This window comes from Pantoea sp. MT58, from assembly GCF_014495885.1.
GTDB classification, from domain to species: domain Bacteria; phylum Pseudomonadota; class Gammaproteobacteria; order Enterobacterales; family Enterobacteriaceae; genus Pantoea; species Pantoea eucalypti.
The window spans coordinates 1,055,864-1,082,329 of sequence record NZ_CP061083.1; the positions used below are offsets into that span (position 1 = coordinate 1,055,864).

The window sequence follows — 26,466 nt, forward strand, 5'->3', positions numbered from 1 at the left end:
AAACGACACTCCCTGCGTCCCGGTGAAGGAACTACCATGAAGAAACGCAACACCCGGCTGCTGCTCAGCATGCTGATCGGTGGCTCGCTGCTGTCAGCAACTCTATTACCTGTTTTGCCTCTTCAGGCGGCAGAGGCACCCTCAACGGCTCAGGTCAGCAAACCGCTGACCATTATCGATCTCTCAGAGCTGCAGATCGACGGTGCCGCTGCGCTGGTCTTAACCTTCAGTCAGCCGCTGGATGATAAACAGGATATCGCGCAAAAAGTCAGGCTGACTGACGATAAACAGGGCCGGGTGGATGGCGGCTGGGAGCTTTCCGCTAACCGCAAAACGTTGCGCTTCCGTCATCCTGAACCCTCACGTCACTTCACCGTCACGGTGGATGCAGGATTGCGCGCGGCCAGCGGTGAAACGCTTGCCGCCGATTACAGCCAGAAAATCGCCACCAGTGATATCCAGCCGATGGTGGGGTTTGCCAGTCGCGGTTCATTGCTGCCGCTGCGTATCACGCAGGGACTGCCGGTGCTGGCGCTAAATGTGAACCAGGTCGATGTCGATTTCTTCCGCATTAAGAATGCCGGCCTGGCAGAATTCCTCTCGCAGTGGAATTACGGCAATAACCTCTCCAGCTGGCAGTCACAGGATCTGCTGAAAAGCAGCCAGCTGGTCTACTCCGGTCGCTTCGAGCTTAATCCGGCGCGCAACACCCGTGAAAAATTGCAGTTGCCGATGAGTGACATTACCGCGCTTCAGCAGCCGGGCGTCTATCTGGCGGTGATGAAGCAGGCCGGAACGTATCGCTACAGCCAGCCCGCTACACTTTTCACCCTGAGCGACATTGGCCTCTCACTGCATCGCTTCCCGACTCAATTTGAACTGTTTGCCCAGAGCCTGGCAAACGGCCAGCCACTTTCCGGCGTCAGCGTCAGGTTGCTGGATGCCAAAGGGCAGGTGCTGCAAAGCGGCACCAGTGACAACACCGGCCATCTGCGCCTCAGGGCGGATGAAAAAGGCAGGATCCTGCTGGCCGTGCAGGGTGAACAGACCTCAATGATTGACCTGTCGCGTCCGGCGCTGGATCTCGCGGAGTTTCCGGTTGCCGGACCGCAGGGTTATGACAAACAGCTGTTTGTCTTTGGGCCGCGCGATATCTATCGCCCAGGCGAAATCGTCATCGTCAATGCGCTGCTGCGTGATGCCGACGGACATCCGTTGCCCGTTCAGCCGATAAAAGCAGAACTGGTGCAGCCCGATGGCCAGGTGATGCGAACCTTTGTCTGGCAGCCTGAGGCGGGCCTCTACCAGCAGCGCCTGACACTGCCCGAATCTGCCATGACCGGCAACTGGATACTGCGACTCAATACCGGCGATAACCTCAAGCGTGAATGGACGTTCCACGTCGAGGATTTTCTGCCGGAGCGTATGGCGTTAACCCTGAAAAATGACCCTCAGCCGCAGCCTGCTGATGCCCCCGTTGAGTTTGGTATTGAGGGGCGTTATCTCTATGGCGCACCGGCGGCGGGTAACACGTTACAGGGACAACTCTATCTGCGACCGGCACGCGAAGCGGTGGCTGCACTGCCGGGCTACCAGTTTGGTGACATTACCGAAGAGGGGCTAAAGCGCACGCTGGATGAGGTCGATCTCAAACTCGACGCCAGCGGTAAAGCGCAGCTTTCGGTAGAGAGTCAGTGGGATCAGCTGCACTCTCCGCTCAACCTGATCCTGCAGGCCAGCCTGCTGGAGACCGGTGGACGTCCGGTCACCCGACGCGCTACCCAGGCCATCTGGCCTGCAGAAGCTCTGCCGGGTATCCGGCCGCTGTTCGGTAACAAGGCCGTTTATGACTACCGCAGTGACAGCTATCACGATGAGCCTACCGTGCCAGAAGAGAGCCTGGCCGAATTCGATATTGTCTATGCCAACAGTCAGGGCAAGAAACTGGCGGCAGACAAGCTGGATGTGCGCCTGATTCGTGAGCGCCGTGACTACTACTGGAGCTTCTCGGACAGCGAAGGCTGGCAGTCGCAGTATGGCGACAAAGACCTGCAGGAAGATGAACGCGCTATCTCTGTTCCGGCTGACGGCAGCACCAAAGTCAGCTTCCCGGTTGAGTGGGGCCACTACCGGCTGGAAGTGCAGGCGGGCGAGAAGATCGTCAGCAGCGTGCGGTTCCAGGCCGGTTATGACTGGCAGGACAACACCAACGGCACGGGTGCACTGCGTCCGGATCAGGTCAGACTGAAGCTGGACAAAGCGGCTTACCAGCCGGGCGACACCGTGCATCTGCAGGTTGACTCCCCGGCAGCCGGTAAAGGTTACCTGATGGTGGAGTCGAGCAGCGGCACGCTCTGGTGGCAACCGCTGACTGTACCTGAGGGCGGCACAACAGTGGATGTCCCTGTTGCTGAGAGCTGGCGGCGTCACGATCTCTACTTCAGCGCTATCGTGGTGCGTGACGGTGATAAGGTCAGTGGCGCAACGCCAAAACGCGCGGTGGGGCTATTACACCTGCCGATGGCGACAGAGGCGCGCCGCTTAAACCTGACGCTGGATGCACCCGATAAAATTCGTCCTGAGCAACGCCTGACGGTCAGGGTTCACGCCGGTCGTGACGGCGGTCCGCTGCCTGAAAAAGTGAATGTACTGTTGTCAGCCGTGGACAGTGGCGTGCTGAGCGTCACAGATTTTAAAACGCCCGATCCGTGGCAGGCTTTCTTTGGCCGTAAACGCTACAACGTCGATCAGTACGATGTCTTTGGTCAGCTGATCGAAGGCGGTGGCCGACTGGCGGCGCTGCGTTTTGGTGGTGATGGTGAAGATGAATCGATGACGCGCGGCGGTAAAAAGCCGGTAACGCATGTGAATATCGTGGCGCAACAGTTGCAAGCGGTAACGCTGGATAAAGAGGGCAACGGGACGATTACGCTACCGATCCCGGCGTTTAACGGCGAACTGCGGCTGATGACCCAGGCCTGGAGCGACGATAGCTTCGGCGCGGCAGAGCGCAAACTGGTGGTTGCGGCGCCGCTGATCAGCGAACTGGCCACGCCGCGCTTCCTTGCCAGCGGCGACTCGGCATCACTGGCGCTCGATCTCACGAACCTGACCGATCTGCCGCAAACTCTGAAAGTGGATGTGGCCAGCAGTGGCTTAGTCGATCTGGCCGGTGCGGCCAGCCAGAGCGTGACGCTGGCCAAAGGCGCTCGTACCACACTGCAGATTCCGGTCACGGCGAAAACCGGCTTTGGTGATGGCGAGATTGCCGTACAGATTTCCGGTCTGAACCTGCCGGGTGAACAGGTTAAGGCCAGCAAACAGCAGTGGAAAATCGGCGTCCGGCCGCCTTATCCTGCCCTGACGCTGAACTTTGATGCCGTTATCAATCCCGATCAGCCCTGGCAGATCGCGGCAGCGGCGCTGACTGGCCTGGATGCACAGACCCTGAGTGGACAACTCACGCTGAGCAATCGTCCGCCGCTGAATATCGCCAGCTATATCAGTGCGCTCTATGCCTATCCCTACGGCTGTCTGGAACAGACTACCAGCGGGCTCTGGCCTTCGCTTTACACCAGCCATGCTGAGCTAACTGCTATGGGCATTAAAACCAGCAGCGATGAAGCGCGACGGGCCGCCGTCGACACCGGCATTGCTCGTCTGGCGGGCATGCAGCGGGCTAACGGCAGTTTCGGGCTGTGGGATAAACAGAGTGAAGAGGAGTTCTGGCTGACGCCTTATGTAACGGACTTCCTGCTGCGCGCCAGTGAGGCGGGCTATGCGCTGCCAGATAATGTGGTTGATCGCGCTAACGCACGGCTGCTGCGCTACTTGCAGGATCCCGCGCAGATCAGCGGCGGCAGCAGTGACGACAACGCCGCGCTGCAGTTCAGCGTGCAGGCTTACGCCGGATTGGTGCTGGCGCGTCAGCAGCGCGCGCCACTGGGTGCGCTGCGTGCATTGTATGAAAAGCGTGAGAAAGCCCGCTCCGGCCTGGCGCTGATGCAGCTGGGTGTCGCGCTGAAGCTGATGGGTGACGGGCAGCGCGCATCGCTTGCGATCATGCAGGGTGCCACGCTGACCCGCTCGGACAAAGCGTGGTACGGCGACTATGGCAGCACGGTGCGCGATGAGGGGATGATGATTGCCCTGTTAGCAGAGAATAAGCTGCAGCCTGATTTGCAGAATAGTCTGCTGCTGTCGCTCTCCAAAGAGGTCAGGGGAAAACGCTGGTTCTCGACCCAGGAAAATAACGCGCTTTATCTGGCTGCGCATACGTTACAGCAGGCGCAGGGCGGGAGCTGGCAGGCGCAGCTGTCCGGTAACCCAGCTCCGTTACAGGGCGATGCACCGCTGAATAAAGGGCTGGGCGCTGAGCAACTGCTGCAGGGGCTAACCATCAGTAATCCGGGCAGTGCGCCGCTGTATGGTCGTCTGGACGTCACCGGTTATCCGCTGGCTGCGCCTCAGCCGGAGAGTAATGTGCTCGGGATAAAACGTGAATATTTCACCCTGGATGGCAAAGCTGCCGATCTCAGTAATCTGCGCAGCGGTGAATTGCTGGTGGTTCGTCTGACGGTCTCCTCGAAACGCAGCATCAGCGATGCGCTGGTGGTGGATCTGCTGCCTGCTGGTCTGGAGCTGGAAAACCAGAATCTGGCGGATAGCAGCGCCAGCCTCGGTGACAGTGCGGATGCGCTGAAGGAGAGCATGGGTGACATGCAGCAGGCTGATATCAAACACATCGAGTTCCGAGACGATCGATTCGTCGCGGCCCTGGCGGTGGATACCTATCGTCCCGCCACACTGGTCTATCTGGCCCGGGCGGTCACGCCGGGTCGCTATCTGATGCCACCGCCGCAGGTGGAGTCGATGTATGTGCCGGAGTGGCGCGCCACCGGCAGTACACCGCCGCAGCTGCATATCCAGTAAGTGATGCAGGGCGTGATTAACATCAGCGCCATTAAAAAGCGGTGGCTCGCGCTGCCGCTTTTTTTTCTGGCGTTATGGCTGGCGACATGGGGACTGGATCGGCTGTTCCCGCTGCCGCTTAAAGAGGTGCAGCCTGCGCGGGTGATTGTGGCCAGCGACGGCACGCCGCTGTGGCGCTTTGCGGACAGCAAGGGCATCTGGCGCTATCCCGTCACACCAGAAGAGGTCGCTCCGGCTTATCTGCAGGCGCTGCTCACCTACGAAGATCGCTGGTTCTGGTATCACCCCGGCATCAATCCCCTGGCGCTGGTGCGTGCGGCCTGGCAGGATTTGCGCCATCAAAGCGTTATTTCCGGTGGCAGCACGCTGACCATGCAGGTAGCACGCCTTATCGACCCGCAACCCCGTACGCTGCGGGGCAAGCTAATCCAGGCGTGGCGGGCGCTGCAGCTTGAATGGCACCTTTCCAAACGTGACATCCTGACGCTCTACCTTAACCGTGCGCCTTTTGGCGGCACGCTGGAAGGGGTGGGCGCGGCAAGCTGGAGCTGGCTGGGGAAATCCCCGTCACAGCTGACACCGGGCGAGGCGGCGCTGCTGGCAGTTTTGCCGCAGGCACCCAGCCGACTTCGACCCGATCGCTGGCCAGAGCGGGCAGAAGCGGCACGCAATAAAGTGCTGGATCGGCTGGCGGAATACCGCATCTGGTCCGCTGAGCAGGTGGCGGAAATCCGGCAGGAGCCGGTCTGGCTGCCGCCACGGCAGATGCCGCAGATGGCGCCACTGCTGGCCCGGCGATTACTGTCGATCAGTTCCAGCGACAAGATTGTCTCCACGCTCGATCCCTCACTGCAGCGCGAACTGGAAAGCCTGGCGCTGAACGTTAAAAACCAGCTTCCGCCTCGCACCTCACTGGCGATGCTGGTGGTCGATCACACCACCATGGCGGTTCGGGGCTATGTCGGTTCGGCTGACTTTACCGATGACAGTCGGTTCGGGCATGTGGACATGATCGCCAGCGTGCGCTCGCCTGGCTCGGTGTTAAAACCTTTTATTTACGGCATGGCGCTGGATGAGGGGCTGATTCATGCCGAATCGCTGCTGCAGGATGTGCCGCGTCGCTTTGGCGATTACCGGCCAGGCAATTTCGACACCGGTTTTCACGGGCCGGTCAGCGCCAGCGATGCGCTGGTACGCTCCCTGAATCTGCCGGCTGTACAGGTGCTGGAGGCGCTGGGGCCGAAAAACGTTGCGGCGCGTCTGCGCAATGTGGGTCTGAATTTACGTTTCCCGCCAGGCGCGGAACCCAATCTTTCGTTGATTCTTGGCGGCACCGGCGCCCGTATGGATGAAATTGTGGCGGCTTATAGCGCCTTTGCCCGTCACGGCAATGCCGCTGCACTGCGCTGGACGCCCGATCAACCCTTGCAGCAGCGACCGCTGCTTTCACCCGCATCGGCTTGGATCATCCGGCGCATCCTGGCGGGTGAAGCGCAACCGGCCGGTAATGGCAGCGTACCTGATGTGGTGCCGCTGGCCTGGAAAACCGGCACCAGTTACGGCTATCGCGACGCCTGGTCGGTGGGCATCAATCCCCGTTATCTGATTGGCGTCTGGGTCGGGCGGCCGGATGCGACTCCGGTTGCCGGGCAGTTTGGTTTCGCCTCTGCCGTGCCAGTCATGAATCAGATTAACAGCGTGCTGATGAGCCGCCTCGGCAGGCGTGACGTGCAGGTCGACCCACGTCCGGCCTCGGTAACGGTCGCGACCATATGCTGGCCTGGTGGTCAGCCGTTGCCTGCCGGAGATGTAAACTGCCGCCAGCGTCGGCAAAGCTGGGTCGCTTCTGATACGTTGCCGCCAACACTGCTGGCGCCCGGTCAGGAGAGCCTCAGCGGATTACGCGCCGGCTACTGGCAAAATGTGCAGGGACTGCGCGTCGCAGCAGATTGCCCCGGCGCTACCCGCCACGAACGGCTGGTCTGGCCGCTGCCGCTGGAGGCCTGGCTGCCGCCTCAGGAGCGGCGGGCGCAGCGCTTACCGCCTGTCGATACCCATTGTCCGCCATTACAACAGGGCAGTAGCGCACCACTGATTGTCACCGGCGTTGTTGAGCGGCAAATCGTTAAACCGCTGCCGGGTAATAGCACGCTGACGATCTCGGTCGCGGTGCAGGGAGGGCAGGGCACGCAACGCTGGTGGTTCCTGAATGGTGAGCCATTGATGACGCAAAACGCGGCGAACAGCCTGTCGCTGCATCTTGATCATCCCGGCGAGTATCAGCTGGTGGTAATGGATGAAGAGGGACAACTTGTCTCGGTCACCTTCACTCGGGGCTGACGATTTTTTGCGCTAAATCATAACTATGGCGCGCCTGCCTCGACTCAGATCAAGAATTTTCAACAAATTGGGGATCTCTGATAGGCAATGCCGCACTCAGCCCCTATAATCGGCGCCGTTTCTTAACCGGGGCGGACGCCACCGGTTTCTTCAGAACGTCAAGACAGAGGTCATCATGGCAATCGAACGTACTTTTTCTATCATCAAGCCAAACGCCGTCGCTAAAAATGTGATTGGTGCTATCTATAACCGTTTTGAAAGCGCTGGCTTCAAAATCGTTGGCGCAAAAATGCTGCAGCTGAGCAAAGAGCAGGCTGAAGGCTTTTACGCTGAGCACCAGGGCAAGCCATTCTTCGATGGTCTGGTTGAATTCATGACCTCTGGCCCGGTTGTTGTATCCGTGCTGGAAGGTGAAAATGCGGTTCAGCGTCACCGTGACCTGATGGGTGCAACTAACCCGGCAAACGCACTGGCTGGCACACTGCGTGCTGACTACGCTGACAGCTTCACCGAAAACGCGACCCACGGTTCAGATTCTGCTGAATCCGCTGCCCGCGAAATCGCTTATTTCTTCGGCGAAAACGAAATCTGCCCACGTACCCGTTAATCGCCCGGCGATAAACGTTACAGCGGCTTTACAAAAATCTGCGTAGGGGAGGTCACTCCCGCCTGTTATCAGGCCGCAGATGTTGTACAATATTGCGCCTTCATTGACATCGCTTAATGAAGGCGCAATTTTTTCACCTATCCCTGAACAGCGCCATAACGTGTAACAACGAGGCCAGAGAATATTATGTCCGAACAGATTGAGACGTCCGCGTCCGCTTCCCCCATTGTCGTTTCTCCCAAAAGCCAGAAAATAAACCTGCTGGATCTCAACCGTCAGCAGATGCGGGAATTTTTCCTGTCGCTGGGCGAGAAGCCTTTCCGCGCCGATCAGGTCATGAAGTGGATTTATCACTACTGCTGCGATGACTTCGAGCAGATGACCGACATCAACAAAAAGCTGCGTAACCGGCTGATGGAGCTGACGGAAATCCGCGCGCCAGAAGTGGCGGAAGAGATGCGCTCCACCGACGGCACCATTAAATGGGCCATTCGCGTGGGCGACCAGCTGGTGGAAACGGTCTACATCCCGGAAGGCGATCGCGCCACGCTGTGTGTCTCTTCACAGGTGGGGTGTGCGCTGGAGTGTAAATTCTGTTCGACCGCACAGCAGGGTTTTAACCGTAACCTGCGGGTGTCAGAAATTATTGGTCAGGTGTGGCGTGCGGCGAAAATTGTCGGCGCAGCCAAAATCACCGGCCAGCGTCCTATCACCAACGTGGTGATGATGGGCATGGGCGAGCCACTGCTCAACCTCAATAACGTGGTTCCGGCGATGGAGATCATGCTGGATGACTTCGGTTTTGGTCTGTCGAAGCGTCGCGTAACCCTCTCAACGTCAGGCGTCGTGCCTGCGCTGGATAAACTGGGTGATATGATCGACGTGGCGCTGGCGATCTCGCTGCATGCAGCAAACGACAAGCTGCGTGATGACATCGTGCCGATCAACAAAAAGTACAATATCGAAACCTTCCTGGCCGCGGTGAAGCGTTACATCGCGAAATCCAACGCCAACCAGGGACGCGTGACCATTGAGTACGTCCTGCTGGATCACGTCAATGACAGCACTGATGATGCGCATGAACTTGCCGCATTGCTGAAAGAAACACCGTGTAAAATCAACCTGATTCCGTGGAACCCCTTCCCGGGCGCGCCGTATGGCCGTAGCTCTAACAGCCGTATCGATCGTTTCTCCAAAGTTTTGATGGACTATGGTTTTACCACCATCGTGCGTAAAACCCGTGGCGACGACATTGATGCCGCCTGCGGTCAGTTAGCCGGCGAAGTCATTGACCGTACCAAGCGGACGATGCGCATCAAAATGGCGGGTGAAGCCATATCTGTGAAGCCTCTCTAGAAGGTTGAAATCGCGCGTTTCCTGACGTGATGACCCGTGGCAGGCTGCAGCCTGTCAACGTCAAACGGAGGGAAACGATTATGCGTAATGGATTACCTGCAGTGTTGCTGGCGCTGTTTGTTGTAAGCGGGTGTGTCAGTCAGCCGCGTGAACCTGGCGCAGAAGAGGTGCGTCTGCAGTTAGGGATGCACTATCTGGCCAGTGGCGACGCTGCTGCGGCTGAGCGAAACTTTCTACGGGCACAGGCCGCTGCGCCACATGATTACCGGGTCTCGCTTGCGCTGGCACGGCTGGCACTGAAGCAGGGTAATCAGACAGCGGCGCAGGCACGGTTTATACTGGCACAGCAGCAGGCGCCGGAGAATGGTTTTGTTGCTAACAATTACGGTGCGTTTCTCTGCGCTTTAAGGCAGTATGACGAAGCGCATCAACAGTTTAGTCGGGCAAGCGCAGCACAGCAGTTTGATGCTCGCAATGACGCGCTTGAACTGGCAGGCTTTTGTTATCTGCAGGCTGGCGATGTTGCTGCTGCCCGAAGGGCGTTACGTCAGGCCATTGATGCTGACAGGCGTAAAGCTGACTCGCTGCTGTCGGAAGCTGAAAAGCAGCTGGCAGATAACCATCTGTCGAAGGCCCAGGTTTTGCTTGGTGTTTACCAGCAACAGCTGCCTGAAACAGCACGAAGTCTGGCGTTACACTTACGTTTCGCCGCGCTACAGGGAAATGCCGCTGACGTTTCACGTTATGGCGACCGGTTAGCGCGACGTTTTCCGCAATCGATACAGTACCAGCGTTATTTAGCTAATGAATACTGAAGCCACTCAAGAAAACTCTGCATTACAATCAACAGGTGAACGCCTGCGTCTGGCCCGTGAGCAGATGGGGCTGACGCAGCAGAACGTCGCTGAACGCCTGTGCCTGAAACTTTCTACCGTGCGTGACATCGAGGAGGACAAATCACCTGCTGATTTAGCTTCCACGTTCCTGCGCGGCTACATTCGCTCTTACGCGCGTCTGGTGCATATTCCTGAAGAGGAACTGCTGCCGATGATGGCGAAGCAGACACCGATTCGGTCTTCAAAGATTGAGCCGATGCAAAGTTTTTCACTGGGCAAACGCCGCAAGAAACGCGACGGCTGGTTAATGATTTTTACCTGGCTGGTGGTGTTTGTGGTCGTGGGGCTGACGGGCGCCTGGTGGTGGCAGAACCATAAAGCGTCCCAGGACGATCTGGTGCCGATGACCGACCAGAGCAGTAGCAGCGGTGATAATGGTCAGTCGATTCCGCTGGGTGAAAGCAGTGGTGATAGCGCGGCACCTGCCGCAACTGACGAGAGCAACACCACCACGACCAGTAACAGCGGCGCAGCCAGTGCGCCGGCGAGTGCGGCTCCGGCCGCCACCGCCAGCAATAGCGCGACCACCACTCAGCCGGATAACACCAGCAATGCTGTGGTGTCGCCGAGCCAGGCGCCAGTGGACAACTCAGCGGCTGCACCAGCAGCCACGACGCCGACAACCAGCGCGGCACCTCCGATGCCCGTCGGTGCAGCTGCGGTCAATGAGCCGGCAGCTGACCCTAATGCGGTGGTCATGAACTTCAACGCCGACTGCTGGCTGGAAGTCAGTGACGCGACCGGCAAAAAACTGTTCAGCGGCATTCAGCGTAGTGGTGGTAAACTCAGCCTCGCAGGAACGCCTCCGTATCGTCTGAAAATTGGCGCGCCTCGTGCGGTTCAGGTGCAATATCAGAATCAGCCCGTTGATTTAAGTCGTTTTATCCGTAATAACCAGGTTGCTCGCCTGACGTTGGGTGCGCAATAACAGCGTATCGCGTACCGGGCAATTGTGGAGAAGAAATATGCATAACGAAGCACCCATTATCCGCCGTAAATCCAAACGCATTTACGTCGGCAAGGTGCCGGTCGGTGACGGCGCGCCAATCGCTGTTCAGTCGATGACCAACACCCGCACCACTGACGTGGAAGCGACGGTAAATCAGATCAAAGCCCTTGAGCGAGTCGGTGTCGACATCGTTCGTATCTCGGTGCCTACCATGGATGCCGCAGAAGCATTCAGACTGATCAAACAGCAGGTGAATGTACCGCTGGTTGCAGATATTCATTTTGACTACCGCATCGCCCTGAAAGTCGCCGAGTATGGCGTCGACTGCCTGCGCATCAATCCCGGTAATATCGGGAACAACGAGCGCATCCGTATGGTGGTTGACTGCGCACGCGACAACAATATTCCGATTCGAATTGGCGTGAACGCCGGTTCACTGGAAAAAGATCTGCAGGAAAAGTATGGCGAGCCGACGCCGCAGGCGTTGCTGGAATCAGCCATGCGTCATGTCGATCATCTTGACCGTCTTAACTTCGATCAATTCAAAGTCAGCGTAAAAGCCTCTGACGTCTTCCTTGCCGTTGAATCTTATCGCCTGCTGGCGAAACAGATCGAACAGCCTCTGCATCTCGGCATCACCGAAGCGGGTGGCGCACGCGCAGGCGCAGTAAAATCTGCGATTGGACTTGGCCTGTTACTGTCAGAAGGGATCGGCGATACGCTGCGTATCTCGCTGGCGGCCGACCCGGTTGAAGAAGTCAAAGTCGGTTTCGATATCCTGAAGTCACTGCGCATTCGCTCTCGCGGGATCAACTTCATCGCCTGTCCAACCTGTTCACGTCAGGAGTTTGACGTTATCGGCACGGTCAACGCGCTGGAGCAGCGTCTGGAAGATCTGATCACCCCGATGGATGTCTCCATTATCGGCTGTGTCGTCAACGGACCGGGTGAAGCGACCCTCTCTACGCTGGGCGTGACCGGCGGCAGCAAGAAGAGTGGTTTCTACGAAGATGGCGTGCGTCAGCGCGATCGTCTCGACAACAATGACATGATCGATCAGCTGGAAGCGCGCATTCGCGCCAAAGCGTCGATGCTGGATGCCAGCCGCCGTATTGATGTGCAGCATCTGGAAAAATAATGGCGCGCGCGGTCTGCGTGCGTGACTTTTTTGACTGAACCTGTGCGGTTTCATCCTCATAAGGTATGATGCCGGACAGGTTTTTTTGCATTAAGAGATTCTAACGTGGCGAAGAATATTCAGGCGATTCGCGGGATGAACGACTACCTGCCTGCGGATACTGCCCTCTGGCAACGGATTGAAGGCGTTCTCAAGCAGACGCTGGCGAGCTACGGTTACAGCGAAATTCGCTTACCGCTGGTAGAGCAAACCCCACTGTTTAAGCGCGCCATCGGTGAAGTCACCGACGTGGTTGAAAAAGAGATGTATACCTTTGACGATCGCAACGGCGAAAGCCTGACGCTGCGTCCGGAAGGCACAGCAGGCTGTGTGCGAGCCGGTATCGAACACGGTTTACTCTACAACCAGGAACAGCGTCTGTGGTACATGGGTCCCATGTTCCGCTATGAGCGTCCGCAGAAAGGCCGCTATCGTCAGTTCTATCAGATTGGCGTGGAAGTTTTTGGTCTGCAGGGACCAGACATCGATGCTGAACTGATCATGCTGAATGCCCGCTGGTGGAAAGCCCTGGGTATCTCTGAGCACGTTCGCCTTGAACTTAACTCTATCGGTTCGCTGGAAGCGCGTGCTCACTACCGTGATGCGCTCGTCGCCTTCCTTGAACAGCACAAAGAGGTGCTGGACGAGGATTGCAAACGCCGCATGTACAGCAATCCGATGCGTGTTCTCGACAGTAAAAATTCCGACGTTCAGCAACTGCTGAATGATGCGCCACAGCTTGGCGACTACCTGGATGATGAATCACGTGAACATTTCAGCGGCCTGTGTGCCTTGCTGGATGATGCCGGAATCAGCTACACCGTCAATCAGCGTCTGGTGCGCGGTCTGGATTACTACAACCGCACCGTGATTGAGTGGGTGACGGATAGCCTGGGTTCACAGGGCACGGTATGCGGCGGCGGTCGCTATGATGGCCTGGTTGAGCAGCTCGGTGGCCGCGCGACACCTGCCGTTGGCTTTGCTATGGGTATGGAGCGTCTGGTATTGCTGGTTCAGGCAGTTAATCCTGAATTTGAACCGACGAGCAATGTGGATGTCTATGTTATCGCTTCAGGTCAGGGCGTGCAGTCTGCTGCGATGCAGCTGGCTGAGAAATTGCGTGATGAAGCGCCTGAACTGAGGCTGATGACCAACTTTGGCGGCGGCAACTTCAAGAAGCAATTTGCCCGTGCTGACAAGTGGGGCGCGCGCGTTGCCCTGGTGTTAGGCGAGGATGAAGTTAAAGCCGGTCAGGTCGTGATTAAAGATCTGCGCCGTGGCGAGCAGCAAACGCTGGATCAGGCAGAGGCTGCTGCTGTATTGCGTACGCTGCTACAGTAAGCGTGACACAGCACCAACCATAGAAAGGAGAAGGATTGCGTGGAAGTGTATAGCAATGAAAACGAGCAGACCGACGCGCTGCGCAACTTTTTTGCCAATAATGGCAAAGCGTTAGCCATTGGCGTAGTGATCGGCATTGCTGCGCTGGGTGGCTGGCGTTACTGGAGCAGTCATCAGGATGATACGGCGAAATCGGTATCCGCACAGTATCAGCAGCTGACCAGCGCCATGCAGGCAGGCAAGCCGGAAACGCTGGAAGCGGTAAACCGTTTTGCCAGTGAAAACAGCAACACTTACGGTGCTCTGGCCGCGATGGATCTGGCGAAGCAGTACGTTGACGCCGGTCAGCTTGATAAAGCGGCATCACTGCTGCAAAACGGTCTGAAAGATACCAAAGATGCCAATCTGCAGGCGGTGATTAACCTGCGCCTGGCACGCATTCAACTGCAACAGAATCAAGCAGATGCGGCGCTTAAAACCCTTGACGGTGTGAAGGGTGATGGCTGGACAGCCATTGTGGCCGATATTCGCGGCGAAGCGCTGCTGACCAAAGGCGACAAGCAGGGCGCGCGCGATGCATGGAGTAAAGGGGTTGAATCTGACGCCTCTCCGGCATTGAAGCAAATGATGCAGATGAAGATGAATAACTTAAGCTAAGCCAGTCAAGAGAGAGCGCATGGAATTACGTAAATACCTGCTGCCGGGACTGATTTCAGTCACTTTGCTCAGCGGTTGTTCGCTGTTTAGCGGCGAAGAAGATGTAGTAAAAATGGCCCCGTTGCCGAAGGTCGAAAACCAGTTCACGCCACAGAAAGTGTGGAGCACCTCGGTCGGTGACGGTGTGGGTGATTTCTACTCAAATCTGCATCCTGCCTGGCAGGATAATACGGTTTACGCTGCCGACCGCTTTGGTATCGTCAAAGCACTGGATGCCGCAGACGGTAAAGAAAAGTGGAAAGTCGATCTCTCTGAGAAAACCGGCTTCTTCTCGAAAAATATTTCAGCCCTGCTATCAGGTGGCCTGACGGCCGATGGCGACCGCATTTATGTTGGCAGCGAACGCGGCCAGGTTTTTGCCCTGAACAGCAGCGATGGTAGCGTGGCCTGGCAGACGAAAGTCGCCGGTGAAGCGCTGTCACGTCCGGTGGTCAGCGATGGTCTGGTGCTGATTCATACCAGCAACGGCATGTTGCAGGGACTGGATCAGAGCAGCGGTGTGGTGAAGTGGAGCGTCAACCTGGATATGCCAGCGTTGTCTCTGCGCGGTGAATCTGCGCCGGCTGTAGCCTTTGGCGGCGCGATTGTCGGTGGCGACAACGGCCGTGTCAGTGCCGTGGCAATGAACCAGGGACAGCTGATCTGGCAGCAGCGTATTTCTCAGGTCAGCGGTGCCACGGAGATTGACCGTCTTAATGACGTCGATACCACACCGGTTATCGTTAACGGCGTCGTTTATGCACTGGCCTACAATGGCAATCTGTCGGCGCTGGATCTGCGTTCAGGTCAGATTTTGTGGAAACGCGAAATCGGCGGTGTGAAGGATCTGATTGTTGATGCCGGCCGTATCTATCTGGTCGATCAGGACGATCGTGTGATCGCTCTTAACACTGACGGCGGTGTTGCCATCTGGCGTCAAAGCGATCTGCTGCATCGCAACCTGACTTCACCGGTGCTCTACAACGGTTATCTGATAGTCGGTGACAGCGAAGGTTATCTGCACTGGCTTAACACCACAGATGGACGTTTTGTCGCGCAGCAGGAACTGGATAGCTCAGGCTTCCAGACCGAGCCGGTAGTTGCCAGCGACAAGCTGCTGATCCAGTCCAAAGACGGTGAGGTTTATGCGATTACCCGTTAACGGGTAAACGTCTGGCAGGTGAAATCCTCCGTTCCGACGGCTCCTGATTTAATCAGGGGCCGTTTCGTTTTTAGTCAGGCATGGTATTCTTTGCGCCTTAAGCCTGAACTTAACGGCCAGAGCCGTTATAATCTCGCCATTCGGGCGATTAATTTTTTATTGAGGCATTTTGTTATGGTACCTGTGGTCGCGCTGGTTGGGCGTCCCAATGTGGGAAAATCTACGCTATTCAACCGTTTAACACGCACACGTGATGCGCTGGTAGCGGATTTTCCTGGACTGACTCGCGATCGCAAATATGGTCGCGCCGAAGTGGAAGGGCGCGAATTTATTGTTATTGATACCGGTGGTATCGACGGCACCGAAGAGGGTGTTGAAACGCGGATGGCTGAACAGTCACTGCTGGCGATCGAAGAAGCCGATGTTGTGCTGTTTATGGTGGATGCGCGTGCGGGCATGATGGCCGCCGATCAGCAAATTGCGAAGCATCTCCGTTCCCGTCAGAAAGCGACCTTCCTGGTGGCAAATAAAACTGACGGGATGGATCCGGATCAGGCGATTGTCGACTTCTATTCACTGGGCCTGGGCGAAATCCACGCCATTGCGGCGTCGCATGGTCGTGGTGTGAGCAGCCTGATTGAAGAGGCGCTGCTGCCGTGGATGGAAAAAGTTGAGGCGGTCGAGCTCACTGAAGAAGAAGAGAACCAGGCTTACTGGGCTGCGTTAGAAGCTGACGAGATTGCTGAGCAGGAAGCCGCAGAGGAAGAAGAAAACTTCGACCCGACGGGCCTGCCGATCAAACTGGCTATCGTTGGTCGTCCAAACGTAGGTAAGTCAACGCTTACCAACCGCATTCTCGGTGAAGACCGTGTGGTGGTCTACGATATGCCGGGCACCACCCGCGACAGCATCTACATTCCGATGGAGCGCGATGGACGTGAATACGTTCTGATCGACACCGCCGGTGTCCGTAAGCGTGCCAAAATCTCTGACACTGTAGAGAAATTCTCGGTGATCAAGACGCTGCAGGCGATTGAAGATGCCAACGTGGTGATGCTTGTGATTGATGCGCATGCCGGTATTTCCGATCAGGATCTCTCACTGCTTGGCTTCATTCTCAACAGTGGTCGCTCGCTGGTGATTGTGGTCAACAAATGGGATGGCCTGTCGCAGGAAGTACGTGATGAAGTGAAAGAGACGCTGGACTTCCGTCTGGGCTTTATCGATTTCGCCCGTATCCACTTTATCTCTGCGCTGCACGGCAGCGGCGTGGGTAATCTGTTCGAGTCGATCACTGAAGCTTATGACTGCTCGACCCGACGCGTAAATACCTCGCTGCTGACGCGCATCATGAACATGGCTGCAGACGATCACCAGCCGCCGCTGGTACGCGGTCGCCGCGTTAAGCTGAAATACGCGCATGCCGGTGGTTATAACCCGCCTATCGTAGTGATCCACGGTAATCAGGTGAAGGATCTGCCCGATTCTTACAAACGCTATCTGATGAACTACTTCCGTAAATCACTGAACGTGATGGGAACGCCAATTCGTATTCAGTTCAAAGAGGGTGATAACCCTTATGAAGGCAAACGTAACCTGCTGACGCCAACGCAGCAGCGTAAACGTAAGCGTCTGATGGCGCATATGAAAAAGAATAAGCGTTAACAAAATGAGGGCCATCTGGCCCTCTTTTTTTTGCTCTGAACTCATCAGGCAGGGAGAAGAAAATGATGGTGATGTGTGAAAAATGTCAGCAACCGCTGTCGCTCAGCAACGGTGAAATTATCTGCAGTGCCTGTGGTGCGCATTATCCCGCGAAACCCTGTTGCCCTGAGTGTCACCAGTCGCTTGACGTACTCAAAGCCTGCGGTGCAGTGGACTACTTTTGCCGCAATGGACATGGTCTGATCTCCCGCAAGCGCGTACTGTTCCAGCCGCCAGGTCACTAACGCCGCTTTCAGCTACGCGTAATCTGTCTGAGAATCCACCGCGACACCCGGCTATTTGTAGCAAAAATGCTATTGCGCCGTAACAAACCGGTTAGATATGTTCACTCTGTAACGTACCAGGTGGTACAATCCTGCCGCGTCGTGGGAGGGGTCAGCCACATCAGTGCTCTTCCGGCCCACAGATTCTCACGGACGCGGGTCTGTTTATATTCGATTTGAAACCGAGCGATGCTCCACGCGCACCTGTTAACGCGCCGGAGTCCGGATGGCCTATGTCCGGGCGCTCTGTTTATTCAGGAGAGTAAGTGTTATGGCTGAAACATCCTCCCGCGCCGGAAAGGGGCTGGGAATCGCATCCATGCTGCTCGGACTGGTGCTGCTTGCCACCGGTCTGTTTTTTGCAATTGGCGGCGGTAAACTGGTTGCCCTGGGCGGCAGTTGGTACTTTTTAATTGCGGGTATTGTTACTGTCCTCTCCGCAATTCAGTTCTTTCGTCGCAAATCTTCGGCAGTGGTTCTGTTCCTGCTGGTCTTTGCTGGCACCCTGATCTGGTCGCTGTTTGACGCAGGTCTGGATTTCTGGCCACTGGTCTCGCGTCTGATGGTTCCAGCCGGACTGACGCTGCTGGCTTTCCTGATCTGGCCTTCACTGCGTAAGCACGAAGGTAAGCACTCACTGGCGAAACCTTCTTACGCGTTCGCGGCAGTGCTGGCGGCAGGCATGGTGGCAACACTGGTGCAGATGTTCCAGCCTCATCCTACCGTTGCGGCTACGGGCGAAGAGTTACCGTTGATCCCGGTAGACAAAGCGAAACAACAGAAAGACTGGGATAACTACGGCAACACGCCTCAGGGCAGCCGCTTTGTGGCACTCGATCAAATCACCCGCGACAACGTGAAAGATCTGCAGGTCGCGTGGACCTTCCGCACGGGTGATACCCCAGTCAGCCCGACCGGTAACGGCGCAGAAGATCAGCAGACGCCATTACAGATTGGCAATACCCTTTATCTCTGTACGCCGCATAACAACGTTATTGCCGTTGAAGCCAACACGGGTAAGCAGCTCTGGAAACGTGAAATCAACGCCCAGGCTGAAGTCTGGCCGCGCTGTCGTGGTCTGGCTTACTTTGACGCCACCAAACCTGTGCAACAGCCGGACAAGCCGGGTTCTGTACCGGTGACGGCGGCTGTGCTGCCAGCTGGTGACAGCTGTCAGCGTCGTATTCTGATGAATACCATCGATGCACGACTGATTGCGATCAACGCCGACAACGGTGAGTTCTGTGAAGATTTTGGTAATCACGGCATCGTAGATCTTAAAGCGGGCCTGGGTCAGGCACCGGACCCACAATATCAGCTGACCTCCGCGCCAACGCTGGCCGGTACCACGGTTGTGGTGGGTGGCCGTGTCGCAGATAACGTACAGACCGATATGCCTGGTGGTGTGTTACGTGGTTTTGACGTGATTACTGGCAAAATGCGCTGGGCGTTTGACCCGGGCAATGTTGACCCGAATGCGATACTGATGCCGGGCAAAGATTATACCCGCAGTACGCCAAACTCATGGGCGCCGATGTCATATGACCCGGCAATGAACACCGTGTTCATCCCAATGGGGAGTTCGTCAGTTGACCTCTGGGGTGCGAACCGTACCGCGCTGGATCACAAATATGGCGCATCGGTGCTGGCGCTGGATGCCACCACCGGTAAAGAGAAGTGGGTCTATCAGACCGTACATAACGATCTGTGGGACTTTGACCTGCCGATGCAGCCAAGCCTGATCGACTTCCCGCAAAAAGATGGCAGCACCACGCCAGCGGTGGTGATTGGCGGCAAAACCGGCATGATCTTCGTGCTTGACCGTATGACCGGTAAGCCGCTGACCAAAGTCGAAGAACTGCCGATGCCGCAGGGTCATATCCCGAACGAGCAGTACACCAAAACACAGCCGCACTCGACCGGTATGCCGCAGATCGGCAACCAGACGCTGAAAGAGTCTGACATGTGGGGTGCCACACCGTTTGACCAGCTGGCTTGCCGTATTGGTTTCAAATCGATGCGCTATGACGGTCTGTTCACCGTACCAGACACTGACAAGTCTCTGAGCTTCCCGGGTTCACTGGGTGGGATGAACTGGGGCAGCATGTCGATCGATCCGAACAATCACCTGTTGTTCGTCAATGACATGCGTCTGGGCCTGTGGGTTCAGATGATCCCGGCGGATACCAATAAAACGGCGCGTGGCAGCAACGGTGGCGAAGCGATCAATACCGGTATGGGTGCGGTTCCGCTGAAAGGCACGCCTTATGCTGTGAATAAGAACCGCTTTATGTCACCGCTGGGCATCCCTTGTCAGAAACCGCCATTTGGTACGCTGTCGGCGATTGACCTGAAAACACAGAAAATCGTCTGGCAGGTGCCGGTCGGCACGGTGCAGGATACCGGTCCGTTTGGTATTAAAATGCGCGTGAAAATGCCGATTGGTATGCCAACGCTGGGCGGTACGCTGGCAACGCAGGGTGGCCTGGTATTCATCGCCGGTACACAGGATTACTACCTGCGCGCCTTTGATGCATCAACCGGTAAAGAAGTGTGGAAAGCACGTCTGCCGGTGGGCAGTCAGGGCGGCCCAATGAGCTACGTCTCACCGAAAGATGGTAAGCAGTACATCCTGATCTCGGCAGGTGGCGCACGTCAGTCTCCGGACCGTGGTGATTACGTGATTGCGTACGCGCTGCCAGACAGCAAGTAACAACGCTTAACGAGAAGGGCCGACATTGTCGGCCCTTTTTTTATTTGCCGTCGCGCCACAGCGCCTGCAACTCAGGTGGTGCCACCTGTTCCGGAATCAGCAGCACAATGGTGCCCACCTCGCGGCGGGTGGCATACTGAATCTGGATGCGAAAATAGCGCTGATCGCCACTGCCCACCTGCGCAGCTTTTTCCTCGGGTTCGCCCAGCGGCATTGCCTGCTCCAGCGCATGGCAGACGCGCTCTTTTTCCGGTGCCGGCAGCTCACCCAGCATAAAACGACGTTCGGCGCGGAGCCCCGGAATAAAGGCCATGCCGCCTTCACGCGCGACGATGATGGTGGCATCATCGGTGAGTTCGGGCAGGTCACTCATAGCACGCCAACCTCCTTCCACGCCTGTTCAATAGCATTGCTGACCGACGCGTCGAAGCGTTTTTTACCATGCTCAACGGTGAAGCGGGCAAAGGTCTTAAAGTCCGCATTCTGTGGCAGTTCGTCGTCACACACGGTGTCGTACCAGGCATATCCCGCCTGTTCCCATGCATAACCGCCCAGTGCTTTAGCCGCCAGATAAAAGGCCCGGTTAGGAATGCCGGAGTTAATATGAACCCCACCGTTATCTTCACGGGTCTTCACGAAGTGATCCATGTGGGCCGGTTGCGGATCTTTGCCCAGCATCGGATCATCGTAGGCGGTGCCAGGTTCAGACATCGATCGCAAACCACGCCCGTTAATTCCTTTTGCCAGCAGACCTTCACCGATGATCCAGTCGGCCTCGTCGGCGCGCTGTTTTTTACTGAACTGTTTCACCAGCGAGCCAAAGACATCCGACAGCGATTCATTCAGCGCGCCAGACTGCTCAAAGTAGATTAACCCGGCTTCGTTTTCAGTGACGCCATGCGCCAGCTCGTGCGCCACCACGTCAATCGCAATGGTGAAGCGATTGAAGATTTCGCCGTCACCATCACCAAATACCATCTGCTGGCCGTTCCAGAAAGCGTTCTGGTATTTCTCACCGTAGTGCACGGTACCCAGCAATTTCAGCCCCTGATTATCCAGCGAGTTACGCTGATAAGCCTGCCAGAAGAAGTCATAGGTTACGCCAAGATAGTCCCAGGCTTCTTCTGCAGCCACGTCGTCATTGCCGGGCTGACCTTCCTGACGAATCAGTTTACCCGGCAGCGTTTGCTGACTTTGCGCATCATAAATTTCACGATCCACATGACCACCCGCCGCGGTTTTTACGCCGGTCGGCTTTTGCCAGTGTTCCGCCATGAGGTGCTGAACGTGAGTCAGGGTGCGACGCGCCTGCTCCTGCTGGTGGCCGGAACCGTGTGCGATGATTTTGCGAAGGATATAGGGAGGAATAACGCTGTAAGCCATCTGGAACTCCTTGGCATCATGAATGTACCAAAAAGTATAGACCCGCCAGTCTGGTTAAACCTTATTCATCAGACCAGCGGTGAGGGAAAAGTGTGATTTGACAGCAAGCGTCAGCGTCAGGACGCGGTTTTGCGGCGGCGTTTTTTCTCAGGTAACAGCTGGGTCACCTGGCTTTCAACCCAGCCATCATCCAGACGGGTGCGCAGCAGATCGCCGCTCTGGAGCTGTGCCGTTTTCTTCACCACCTGTCCTGTGGTGTCTGTGGTCACACTAAACCCACGCGCCAGCGTCGCCAGCGGGCTGACGCCTTCCAGCTGCGCCACCAACTGACCAAAGTGCTGCCTGTTGCTGTTAAGCTGCTGAGTGATGCTCTGCTGCAGGCGATAGTGCCAGTTTTGAAGCTGCTTTTGCGCCTCGAACAGGCGCTGCTGCGGCTGTTGAGCATTGAGTCGCTGGGACAGGCGATCCTGCTGACGTGTTGCGTGACGCAGACGGGTTTCCATCGCTTCACCCAGACGCTGTTGCAGGCGGAACAGGGCGGTCTGCTGACGAGCCAGACGCAACTGCGGGTGCTGCTGCTGCAGACGATGCTCAAGGCGGGTATAAAGCCGCTGCTGGCGAGCCAGGTAATAATCCATCGCCATCTCCAGCCGCTGTTGCTGAGATTGCAACTGGCGCAGCAGCTCCAGCTGGTTACGGCTGACAATTTCAGCTGCGGCGGAAGGGGTAGGGGCGCGTAAATCGGCAACGAAGTCGGCTATGGTGACGTCGGTTTCATGCCCGACGGCGCTGACGATGGGAATGCGGCTGGCAAAAATAGCGCGCGCCACGCGTTCGTCGTTAAAACTCCACAGATCTTCCAGTGAACCGCCGCCGCGTCCGACGATTAACACGTCGCACTCATTGCGGAGGTTGGCGATTTCAATTGCGCGGACAATCGCCGCGGGCGCATCAACACCCTGAACCACGGTCGGGTAGATCACCACGGGCAGCGAAGGATCGCGGCGATGCAGCACGCGTAACACATCGTGCAGTGCCGCACCGGTGGAAGAGGTGATAACCCCGACCTGGCGTGCCGGTTCCGGCAGTGGTTGCTTATGCTGCGGATCGAACAATCCTTCGGTCGCCAGTTTTGCTTTCAGCAGTTCGAACTGCTGCTGCAACAAGCCTTCACCTGCCGGATGCATGCTCTCGGCAATCAGCTGATAGTCACCGCGGGGCTCATAGAGCGTGATGTTGGCACGCACCAGTACCTGCTGACCGTGCTGCGGACGGAAGGTGACGCGACGATTGCTGTTACGGAACATGGCACAGCGAACCTGAGCGCCATCATCTTTCAGAGTGAAGTACCAGTGACCGGATGCCGGTTGCGTGAAGTTGGAGATCTCGGCGCTGATCCAGACCAGACCCATCTCTTTCTCCAGCAGTTGACGCACTGTCGTATTGAGACGGCTGACGGTAAAAATATTGGCGATGGGTGGCAGCGACATGTGACGAAGATCAAATTCCAAATCAGCAGGTTAATTCATCGATACTACATTGCTGCCTGTGCGGATCAAGAGTTTTTCTTAAATAATGCTGGAGGCAATCGATTACGGCCTGTATAATGCCGCGGCAATATTTTATCTATTCTCAATCACCCGAGGTGGAGTATTGCCATGTTAAGAATCGCTAAAGAAGCACTCACTTTTGACGACGTTCTGCTCGTCCCTGCACACTCCACCGTCCTGCCTAATACGGCCGATCTCAGCACGCAGCTGACCAAAAATATCCGTTTAAACATTCCTATGCTCTCCGCTGCCATGGACACCGTGACCGAATCGGGTCTGGCGATTGCGCTGGCACAGGAAGGCGGCCTTGGCTTCATCCATAAAAATATGTCGATTGAACGCCAGGCGGACGAAGTGCGCAAGGTGAAGAAACATGAAAGCGGCGTGGTCACTGAACCACAGACCGTGCTGCCAACCACGCCTCTGGCTGATGTGAAAGTGCTGACCGAGCGCAACGGCTTTGCAGGCTACCCGGTAGTTAACCGCGACAACGAACTGGTGGGTATCATCACCGGTCGTGATGTGCGCTTTGTAACCGACCTCTCTCAGCCGGTCTCTGCGGTCATGACCCCGAAAGAGCGTCTGGTGACGGTGAAAGAGGGTGAAGCGCGTGATGTGGTCCTGCACAAGATGCACGAAAAGCGCGTTGAGAAAGCGCTGGTCGTGGATGACAGCTTCCATCTGCTGGGCATGATCACTGTTAAAGACTTCCAGAAAGCCGAACGTAAACCTAACGCCTGTAAAGATGCGCAGGGTCGACTGCGTGTCGGTGCAGCGGTGGGCGCGGGTGCCGGTAACGAAGAGCGTATTGATGCGCTGGTCGCAGCAGGCGTTGACGTGCTGCTGATTGACTCTTCACACGGCCACTCTGAAGGTGTGCTGTCACGCATCCGTGAAACCCGCGCTAAATACCCGGATCTGGAAATCGTCGGCGGTAACGTGGCCACTGGCGCAGGCGCTCTGGCGCTGGTCGCGGCAGGCGTCAGCGCCGTTAAAGTCGGTATCGGCCCGGGCTCAATCTGTACTACCCGTATCGTAACCGGCGTGGGCGTTCCGCAGATCACTGCCGTTTCTGACGCGGTTACAGCGCTGGAAGGCACCGGTATTCCGGTGATTGCTGACGGCGGTATCCGTTTCTCTGGTGATATCGCCAAAGCAATCGCGGCGGGTGCGTCCTGTGTGATGGTCGGTTCAATGCTGGCGGGGACCGAAGAGTCGCCGGGCGAGATCGAACTCTATCAGGGCCGTTCATTCAAATCCTATCGCGGTATGGGTTCACTGGGCGCGATGTCCAAAGGCTCGTCTGACCGTTACTTCCAGACTGATAACGCCGCTGACAAGCTGGTGCCGGAAGGTATCGAAGGTCGCGTGGCCTATAAAGGCCGTCTGAAAGAGATAGTGCATCAGCAGATGGGCGGACTGCGCTCGTGCATGGGCCTGACCGGTTGCCCGACCATTGACGACCTGCGCACCAAAGCGGAATTTGTTCGCATCAGCGGCGCGGGCATCAATGAGAGCCACGTGCATGACGTGACCATCACTAAAGAGTCACCGAACTACCGCATGGGTTCATAATCCCGATTTCACGCCCGGCTTCAGCCGGGCGCTTTTATTGATCAAGTCACCGTTCTGGAAACCCCTCAATGACGACGGAAAATATCCATAAGCACCGCATTCTGATTCTCGATTTCGGCTCACAATACACGCAGCTGGTGGCACGTCGCGTGCGCGAGCTCGGCGTTTATTGCGAACTCTGGGCATGGGATGTCACCGAAGAGCAGATTCGCCAGTTCAACCCTAGCGGCATCATCCTTTCTGGTGGCCCGGAAAGCACCACAGAACTGAACAGCCCGCGTGCACCTGAATATGTTTTCAACGCAGGCGTGCCGGTGCTGGGTGTCTGCTACGGTATGCAGACCATGGCAATGCAGCTGGGCGGCACAGTATCTGGCTCTAACGAGCGCGAGTTCGGCTATGCGCAGGTTGAAGTGACGACCCCAAGTGCACTGGTTCGCGACATTGAAGATGCAATCAGCGCCACCGGTAAACCGCTGCTGGATGTCTGGATGAGCCACGGCGACAAAGTCACGGCTATCCCGGCTGACTTCGTGACCGTTGCCAGCACAGAAACCTGTCCATTTGCCATTATGGCCAACGAAGAGAAGCGTTTCTACGGCGTGCAGTTCCACCCGGAAGTGACCCATACCCGTCAGGGCCTGCGGATGCTTGAGCGCTTCATTATCGACATCTGTGAATGTGAAGCACTGTGGACACCGGCCAAAATCATTGAAGATGCCGTTGAACGCCTGCGTGAGCAGGTTGGCAACGACAAGGTCATCCTTGGTCTGTCAGGCGGAGTAGACTCCTCTGTGACGGCAATGCTGCTGCATCGTGCCATCGGCGACCGTCTGACCTGTGTGTTCGTGGATAACGGCCTGCTGCGTCTGAACGAAGCACAACAGGTAATGGATATGTTTGGCGACCACTTCGGCCTGAACATCATCCATGTGCCGGCTGAGATGCGCTTCCTGGATGCGCTGGCGGGTATTGATGAGCCTGAAGCCAAGCGTAAGACCATTGGTCGCGTCTTTGTGGAAGTGTTCGACGAAGAAGCGCTGAAGCTGCAGGATGTGAAGTGGCTGGCACAGGGCACCATCTATCCGGACGTGATTGAGTCGGCGGCGTCAGCTACCGGTAAAGCGCACGTCATCAAGTCACACCACAACGTGGGTGGCCTGCCGAAAGAGATGAAGATGGGCCTGGTTGAGCCGCTGAAAGAGCTGTTCAAAGACGAAGTGCGCAAGATTGGTCTCGAGCTGGGGCTGCCGTACGACATGCTGTATCGCCATCCATTCCCGGGTCCGGGTCTGGGCGTGCGTGTGCTGGGCGAAGTGAAGAAAGAGTATTGCGACCTGCTGCGCCGTGCCGATGCCATCTTCATCGAAGAGCTGCATAAAGCGGATCTCTACAACAAAGTCAGCCAGGCGTTCACTGTCTTCCTGCCGGTTCGTTCGGTTGGTGTGATGGGTGATGGCCGTAAATATGACTGGGTTGTCTCGCTGCGTGCGGTGGAAACCATCGACTTTATGACCGCACACTGGGCGCACCTGCCGTATGATTTCCTGGGCCGCGTCTCAAACCGCATCATCAATGAAGTCGACGGCATCTCCCGCGTGGTGTACGACATCAGCGGCAAGCCACCGGCGACGATTGAGTGGGAATAAACCGGCCCATGCCGATTAAGCGCTGATGCAAAAAAGCCCGCTTCCAGCGGGCTTTTTATTGCCTGAACTCCACTTAGACGGGCCATTTTAACCTTTCAGCACATCTATCCCCATCACTGGCGGTTTTCTGTTCACTTTACCGGAAATTGCGC

At 56.7% G+C, this 26,466-nt stretch carries 18 protein-coding genes; 15 read left to right on the top strand and 3 right to left on the bottom strand.

Annotated elements, in window-relative coordinates; all coding sequences use genetic code 11:
* Window positions 1–36 precede the first annotated feature (36 nt).
* From IAI47_RS05025 to IAI47_RS05085, 13 genes are all read left to right on the top strand, one after another.
* Window positions 37–4,932, top strand: coding sequence for an alpha-2-macroglobulin (locus IAI47_RS05025; protein ID WP_033743448.1), 4,896 nt, complete (start codon window positions 37–39; stop codon window positions 4,930–4,932).
* A gap of 3 nt (window positions 4,933–4,935) precedes the next feature.
* Window positions 4,936–7,272, top strand: a complete 2,337-nt coding sequence (gene pbpC, locus IAI47_RS05030; RefSeq protein ID WP_008926707.1) for a peptidoglycan glycosyltransferase PbpC — start codon at window positions 4,936–4,938, stop codon at window positions 7,270–7,272.
* Window positions 7,273–7,447: 175 nt separating this feature from the next.
* The gene (gene ndk / locus IAI47_RS05035; protein ID WP_003848684.1) at window positions 7,448–7,879 is read left to right on the top strand and encodes a nucleoside-diphosphate kinase; all 432 of its coding nucleotides are present in this window, start codon (window positions 7,448–7,450) and stop codon (window positions 7,877–7,879) included.
* A 186-nt stretch (window positions 7,880–8,065) separates the two neighbouring features.
* The gene (locus IAI47_RS05040) at window positions 8,066–9,235 is read left to right on the top strand and encodes a bifunctional tRNA (adenosine(37)-C2)-methyltransferase TrmG/ribosomal RNA large subunit methyltransferase RlmN (RefSeq protein ID WP_003848686.1); all 1,170 of its coding nucleotides are present in this window, start codon (window positions 8,066–8,068) and stop codon (window positions 9,233–9,235) included.
* 80 nt (window positions 9,236–9,315) lie between these two features.
* The gene (gene pilW, locus IAI47_RS05045; protein ID WP_008926706.1) at window positions 9,316–10,050 is read left to right on the top strand and encodes a type IV pilus biogenesis/stability protein PilW; all 735 of its coding nucleotides are present in this window, start codon (window positions 9,316–9,318) and stop codon (window positions 10,048–10,050) included.
* On the top strand, window positions 10,040–11,059 hold the full coding sequence (gene rodZ, locus IAI47_RS05050; RefSeq protein ID WP_003848690.1) for a cytoskeleton protein RodZ: 1,020 nt from the start codon (window positions 10,040–10,042) through the stop codon (window positions 11,057–11,059). Before pilW ends, rodZ begins: the two co-directional genes overlap by 11 nt.
* Before the next feature lie 37 nt (window positions 11,060–11,096).
* The gene (ispG, locus tag IAI47_RS05055) at window positions 11,097–12,218 is read left to right on the top strand and encodes a flavodoxin-dependent (E)-4-hydroxy-3-methylbut-2-enyl-diphosphate synthase (RefSeq protein WP_003848692.1); all 1,122 of its coding nucleotides are present in this window, start codon (window positions 11,097–11,099) and stop codon (window positions 12,216–12,218) included.
* A 105-nt stretch (window positions 12,219–12,323) separates the two neighbouring features.
* Window positions 12,324–13,598, top strand: a complete 1,275-nt coding sequence (gene hisS / locus IAI47_RS05060) for a histidine--tRNA ligase (RefSeq protein WP_008926705.1) — start codon at window positions 12,324–12,326, stop codon at window positions 13,596–13,598.
* A gap of 39 nt (window positions 13,599–13,637) precedes the next feature.
* Window positions 13,638–14,255, top strand: a complete 618-nt coding sequence (locus IAI47_RS05065; protein WP_008926704.1) for a YfgM family protein — start codon at window positions 13,638–13,640, stop codon at window positions 14,253–14,255.
* A gap of 19 nt (window positions 14,256–14,274) precedes the next feature.
* Window positions 14,275–15,456 carry an outer membrane protein assembly factor BamB gene (bamB, locus tag IAI47_RS05070; protein ID WP_003848699.1) on the top strand — a complete coding sequence of 394 codons (1,182 nt, stop codon included), beginning with the start codon at window positions 14,275–14,277 and terminating at the stop codon, window positions 15,454–15,456.
* Between the two features lie 174 nt (window positions 15,457–15,630).
* Window positions 15,631–17,121 carry a ribosome biogenesis GTPase Der gene (gene der / locus IAI47_RS05075; RefSeq protein WP_008926703.1) on the top strand — a complete coding sequence of 497 codons (1,491 nt, stop codon included), beginning with the start codon at window positions 15,631–15,633 and terminating at the stop codon, window positions 17,119–17,121.
* Window positions 17,122–17,183: 62 nt separating this feature from the next.
* A complete protein-coding gene (locus IAI47_RS05080) occupies window positions 17,184–17,405 on the top strand; it encodes a zinc ribbon domain-containing protein (RefSeq protein ID WP_008926702.1) in 222 nt (73 codons plus the stop codon).
* Between the two features lie 310 nt (window positions 17,406–17,715).
* Window positions 17,716–20,157 carry a glucose/quinate/shikimate family membrane-bound PQQ-dependent dehydrogenase gene (locus tag IAI47_RS05085; RefSeq protein ID WP_008926701.1) on the top strand — a complete coding sequence of 814 codons (2,442 nt, stop codon included), beginning with the start codon at window positions 17,716–17,718 and terminating at the stop codon, window positions 20,155–20,157.
* Between the two features lie 40 nt (window positions 20,158–20,197).
* Here IAI47_RS05085 and IAI47_RS05090 read toward each other — a convergent pair whose 3' ends face one another.
* From IAI47_RS05090 to xseA, 3 genes are all read right to left on the bottom strand, one after another.
* Window positions 20,198–20,530, bottom strand: coding sequence for a protealysin inhibitor emfourin (locus tag IAI47_RS05090; RefSeq protein WP_008926700.1), 333 nt, complete (start codon window positions 20,528–20,530; stop codon window positions 20,198–20,200).
* Window positions 20,527–21,540: a M4 family metallopeptidase gene (locus IAI47_RS05095; protein WP_008926699.1), complete on the bottom strand. Its 1,014-nt coding sequence runs from the start codon at window positions 21,538–21,540 to the stop codon at window positions 20,527–20,529. The genes IAI47_RS05090 and IAI47_RS05095 overlap by 4 nt, the downstream gene beginning before the upstream one ends.
* Window positions 21,541–21,656: 116 nt before the next feature.
* Entirely contained in the window at window positions 21,657–23,030 is a 1,374-nt protein-coding gene (xseA, locus tag IAI47_RS05100) for an exodeoxyribonuclease VII large subunit (RefSeq protein ID WP_008926698.1), read from the bottom strand.
* A gap of 168 nt (window positions 23,031–23,198) precedes the next feature.
* Here xseA and guaB point away from each other — a divergent pair, with 168 nt between their 5' ends.
* Together guaB and guaA are read left to right on the top strand one after the other, a co-directional pair.
* Entirely contained in the window at window positions 23,199–24,665 is a 1,467-nt protein-coding gene (guaB, locus tag IAI47_RS05105) for an IMP dehydrogenase (protein WP_003848714.1), read from the top strand.
* Window positions 24,666–24,733: 68 nt separating this feature from the next.
* The gene (guaA, locus tag IAI47_RS05110; RefSeq protein ID WP_003848716.1) at window positions 24,734–26,314 is read left to right on the top strand and encodes a glutamine-hydrolyzing GMP synthase; all 1,581 of its coding nucleotides are present in this window, start codon (window positions 24,734–24,736) and stop codon (window positions 26,312–26,314) included.
* Window positions 26,315–26,466 lie beyond the last annotated feature (152 nt).

Excerpts from the sequence above, each read along its gene's own strand:
- IAI47_RS05025 (WP_033743448.1), top strand. The coding sequence starts at position 37 with ATGAAGAAACGCAACACCCGGCTGCTGCTCAGCATGCTGATCGGTGGC.
- pbpC (WP_008926707.1), top strand. The coding sequence starts at position 4,936 with ATGCAGGGCGTGATTAACATCAGCGCCATTAAAAAGCGGTGGCTCGCG.
- ndk (WP_003848684.1), top strand. The coding sequence starts at position 7,448 with ATGGCAATCGAACGTACTTTTTCTATCATCAAGCCAAACGCCGTCGCT.
- IAI47_RS05040 (WP_003848686.1), top strand. The coding sequence starts at position 8,066 with ATGTCCGAACAGATTGAGACGTCCGCGTCCGCTTCCCCCATTGTCGTT.
- pilW (WP_008926706.1), top strand. The coding sequence starts at position 9,316 with ATGCGTAATGGATTACCTGCAGTGTTGCTGGCGCTGTTTGTTGTAAGC.
- rodZ (WP_003848690.1), top strand. The coding sequence starts at position 10,040 with ATGAATACTGAAGCCACTCAAGAAAACTCTGCATTACAATCAACAGGT.
- ispG (WP_003848692.1), top strand. The coding sequence starts at position 11,097 with ATGCATAACGAAGCACCCATTATCCGCCGTAAATCCAAACGCATTTAC.
- bamB (WP_003848699.1), top strand. The coding sequence starts at position 14,275 with ATGGAATTACGTAAATACCTGCTGCCGGGACTGATTTCAGTCACTTTG.
- der (WP_008926703.1), top strand. The coding sequence starts at position 15,631 with ATGGTACCTGTGGTCGCGCTGGTTGGGCGTCCCAATGTGGGAAAATCT.
- IAI47_RS05080 (WP_008926702.1), top strand. The coding sequence starts at position 17,184 with ATGATGGTGATGTGTGAAAAATGTCAGCAACCGCTGTCGCTCAGCAAC.
- IAI47_RS05085 (WP_008926701.1), top strand. The coding sequence starts at position 17,716 with ATGGCTGAAACATCCTCCCGCGCCGGAAAGGGGCTGGGAATCGCATCC.
- IAI47_RS05090 (WP_008926700.1), bottom strand. The coding sequence starts at position 20,530 with ATGAGTGACCTGCCCGAACTCACCGATGATGCCACCATCATCGTCGCG.
- IAI47_RS05095 (WP_008926699.1), bottom strand. The coding sequence starts at position 21,540 with ATGGCTTACAGCGTTATTCCTCCCTATATCCTTCGCAAAATCATCGCA.
- xseA (WP_008926698.1), bottom strand. The coding sequence starts at position 23,030 with ATGTCGCTGCCACCCATCGCCAATATTTTTACCGTCAGCCGTCTCAAT.
- guaB (WP_003848714.1), top strand. The coding sequence starts at position 23,199 with ATGTTAAGAATCGCTAAAGAAGCACTCACTTTTGACGACGTTCTGCTC.
- guaA (WP_003848716.1), top strand. The coding sequence starts at position 24,734 with ATGACGACGGAAAATATCCATAAGCACCGCATTCTGATTCTCGATTTC.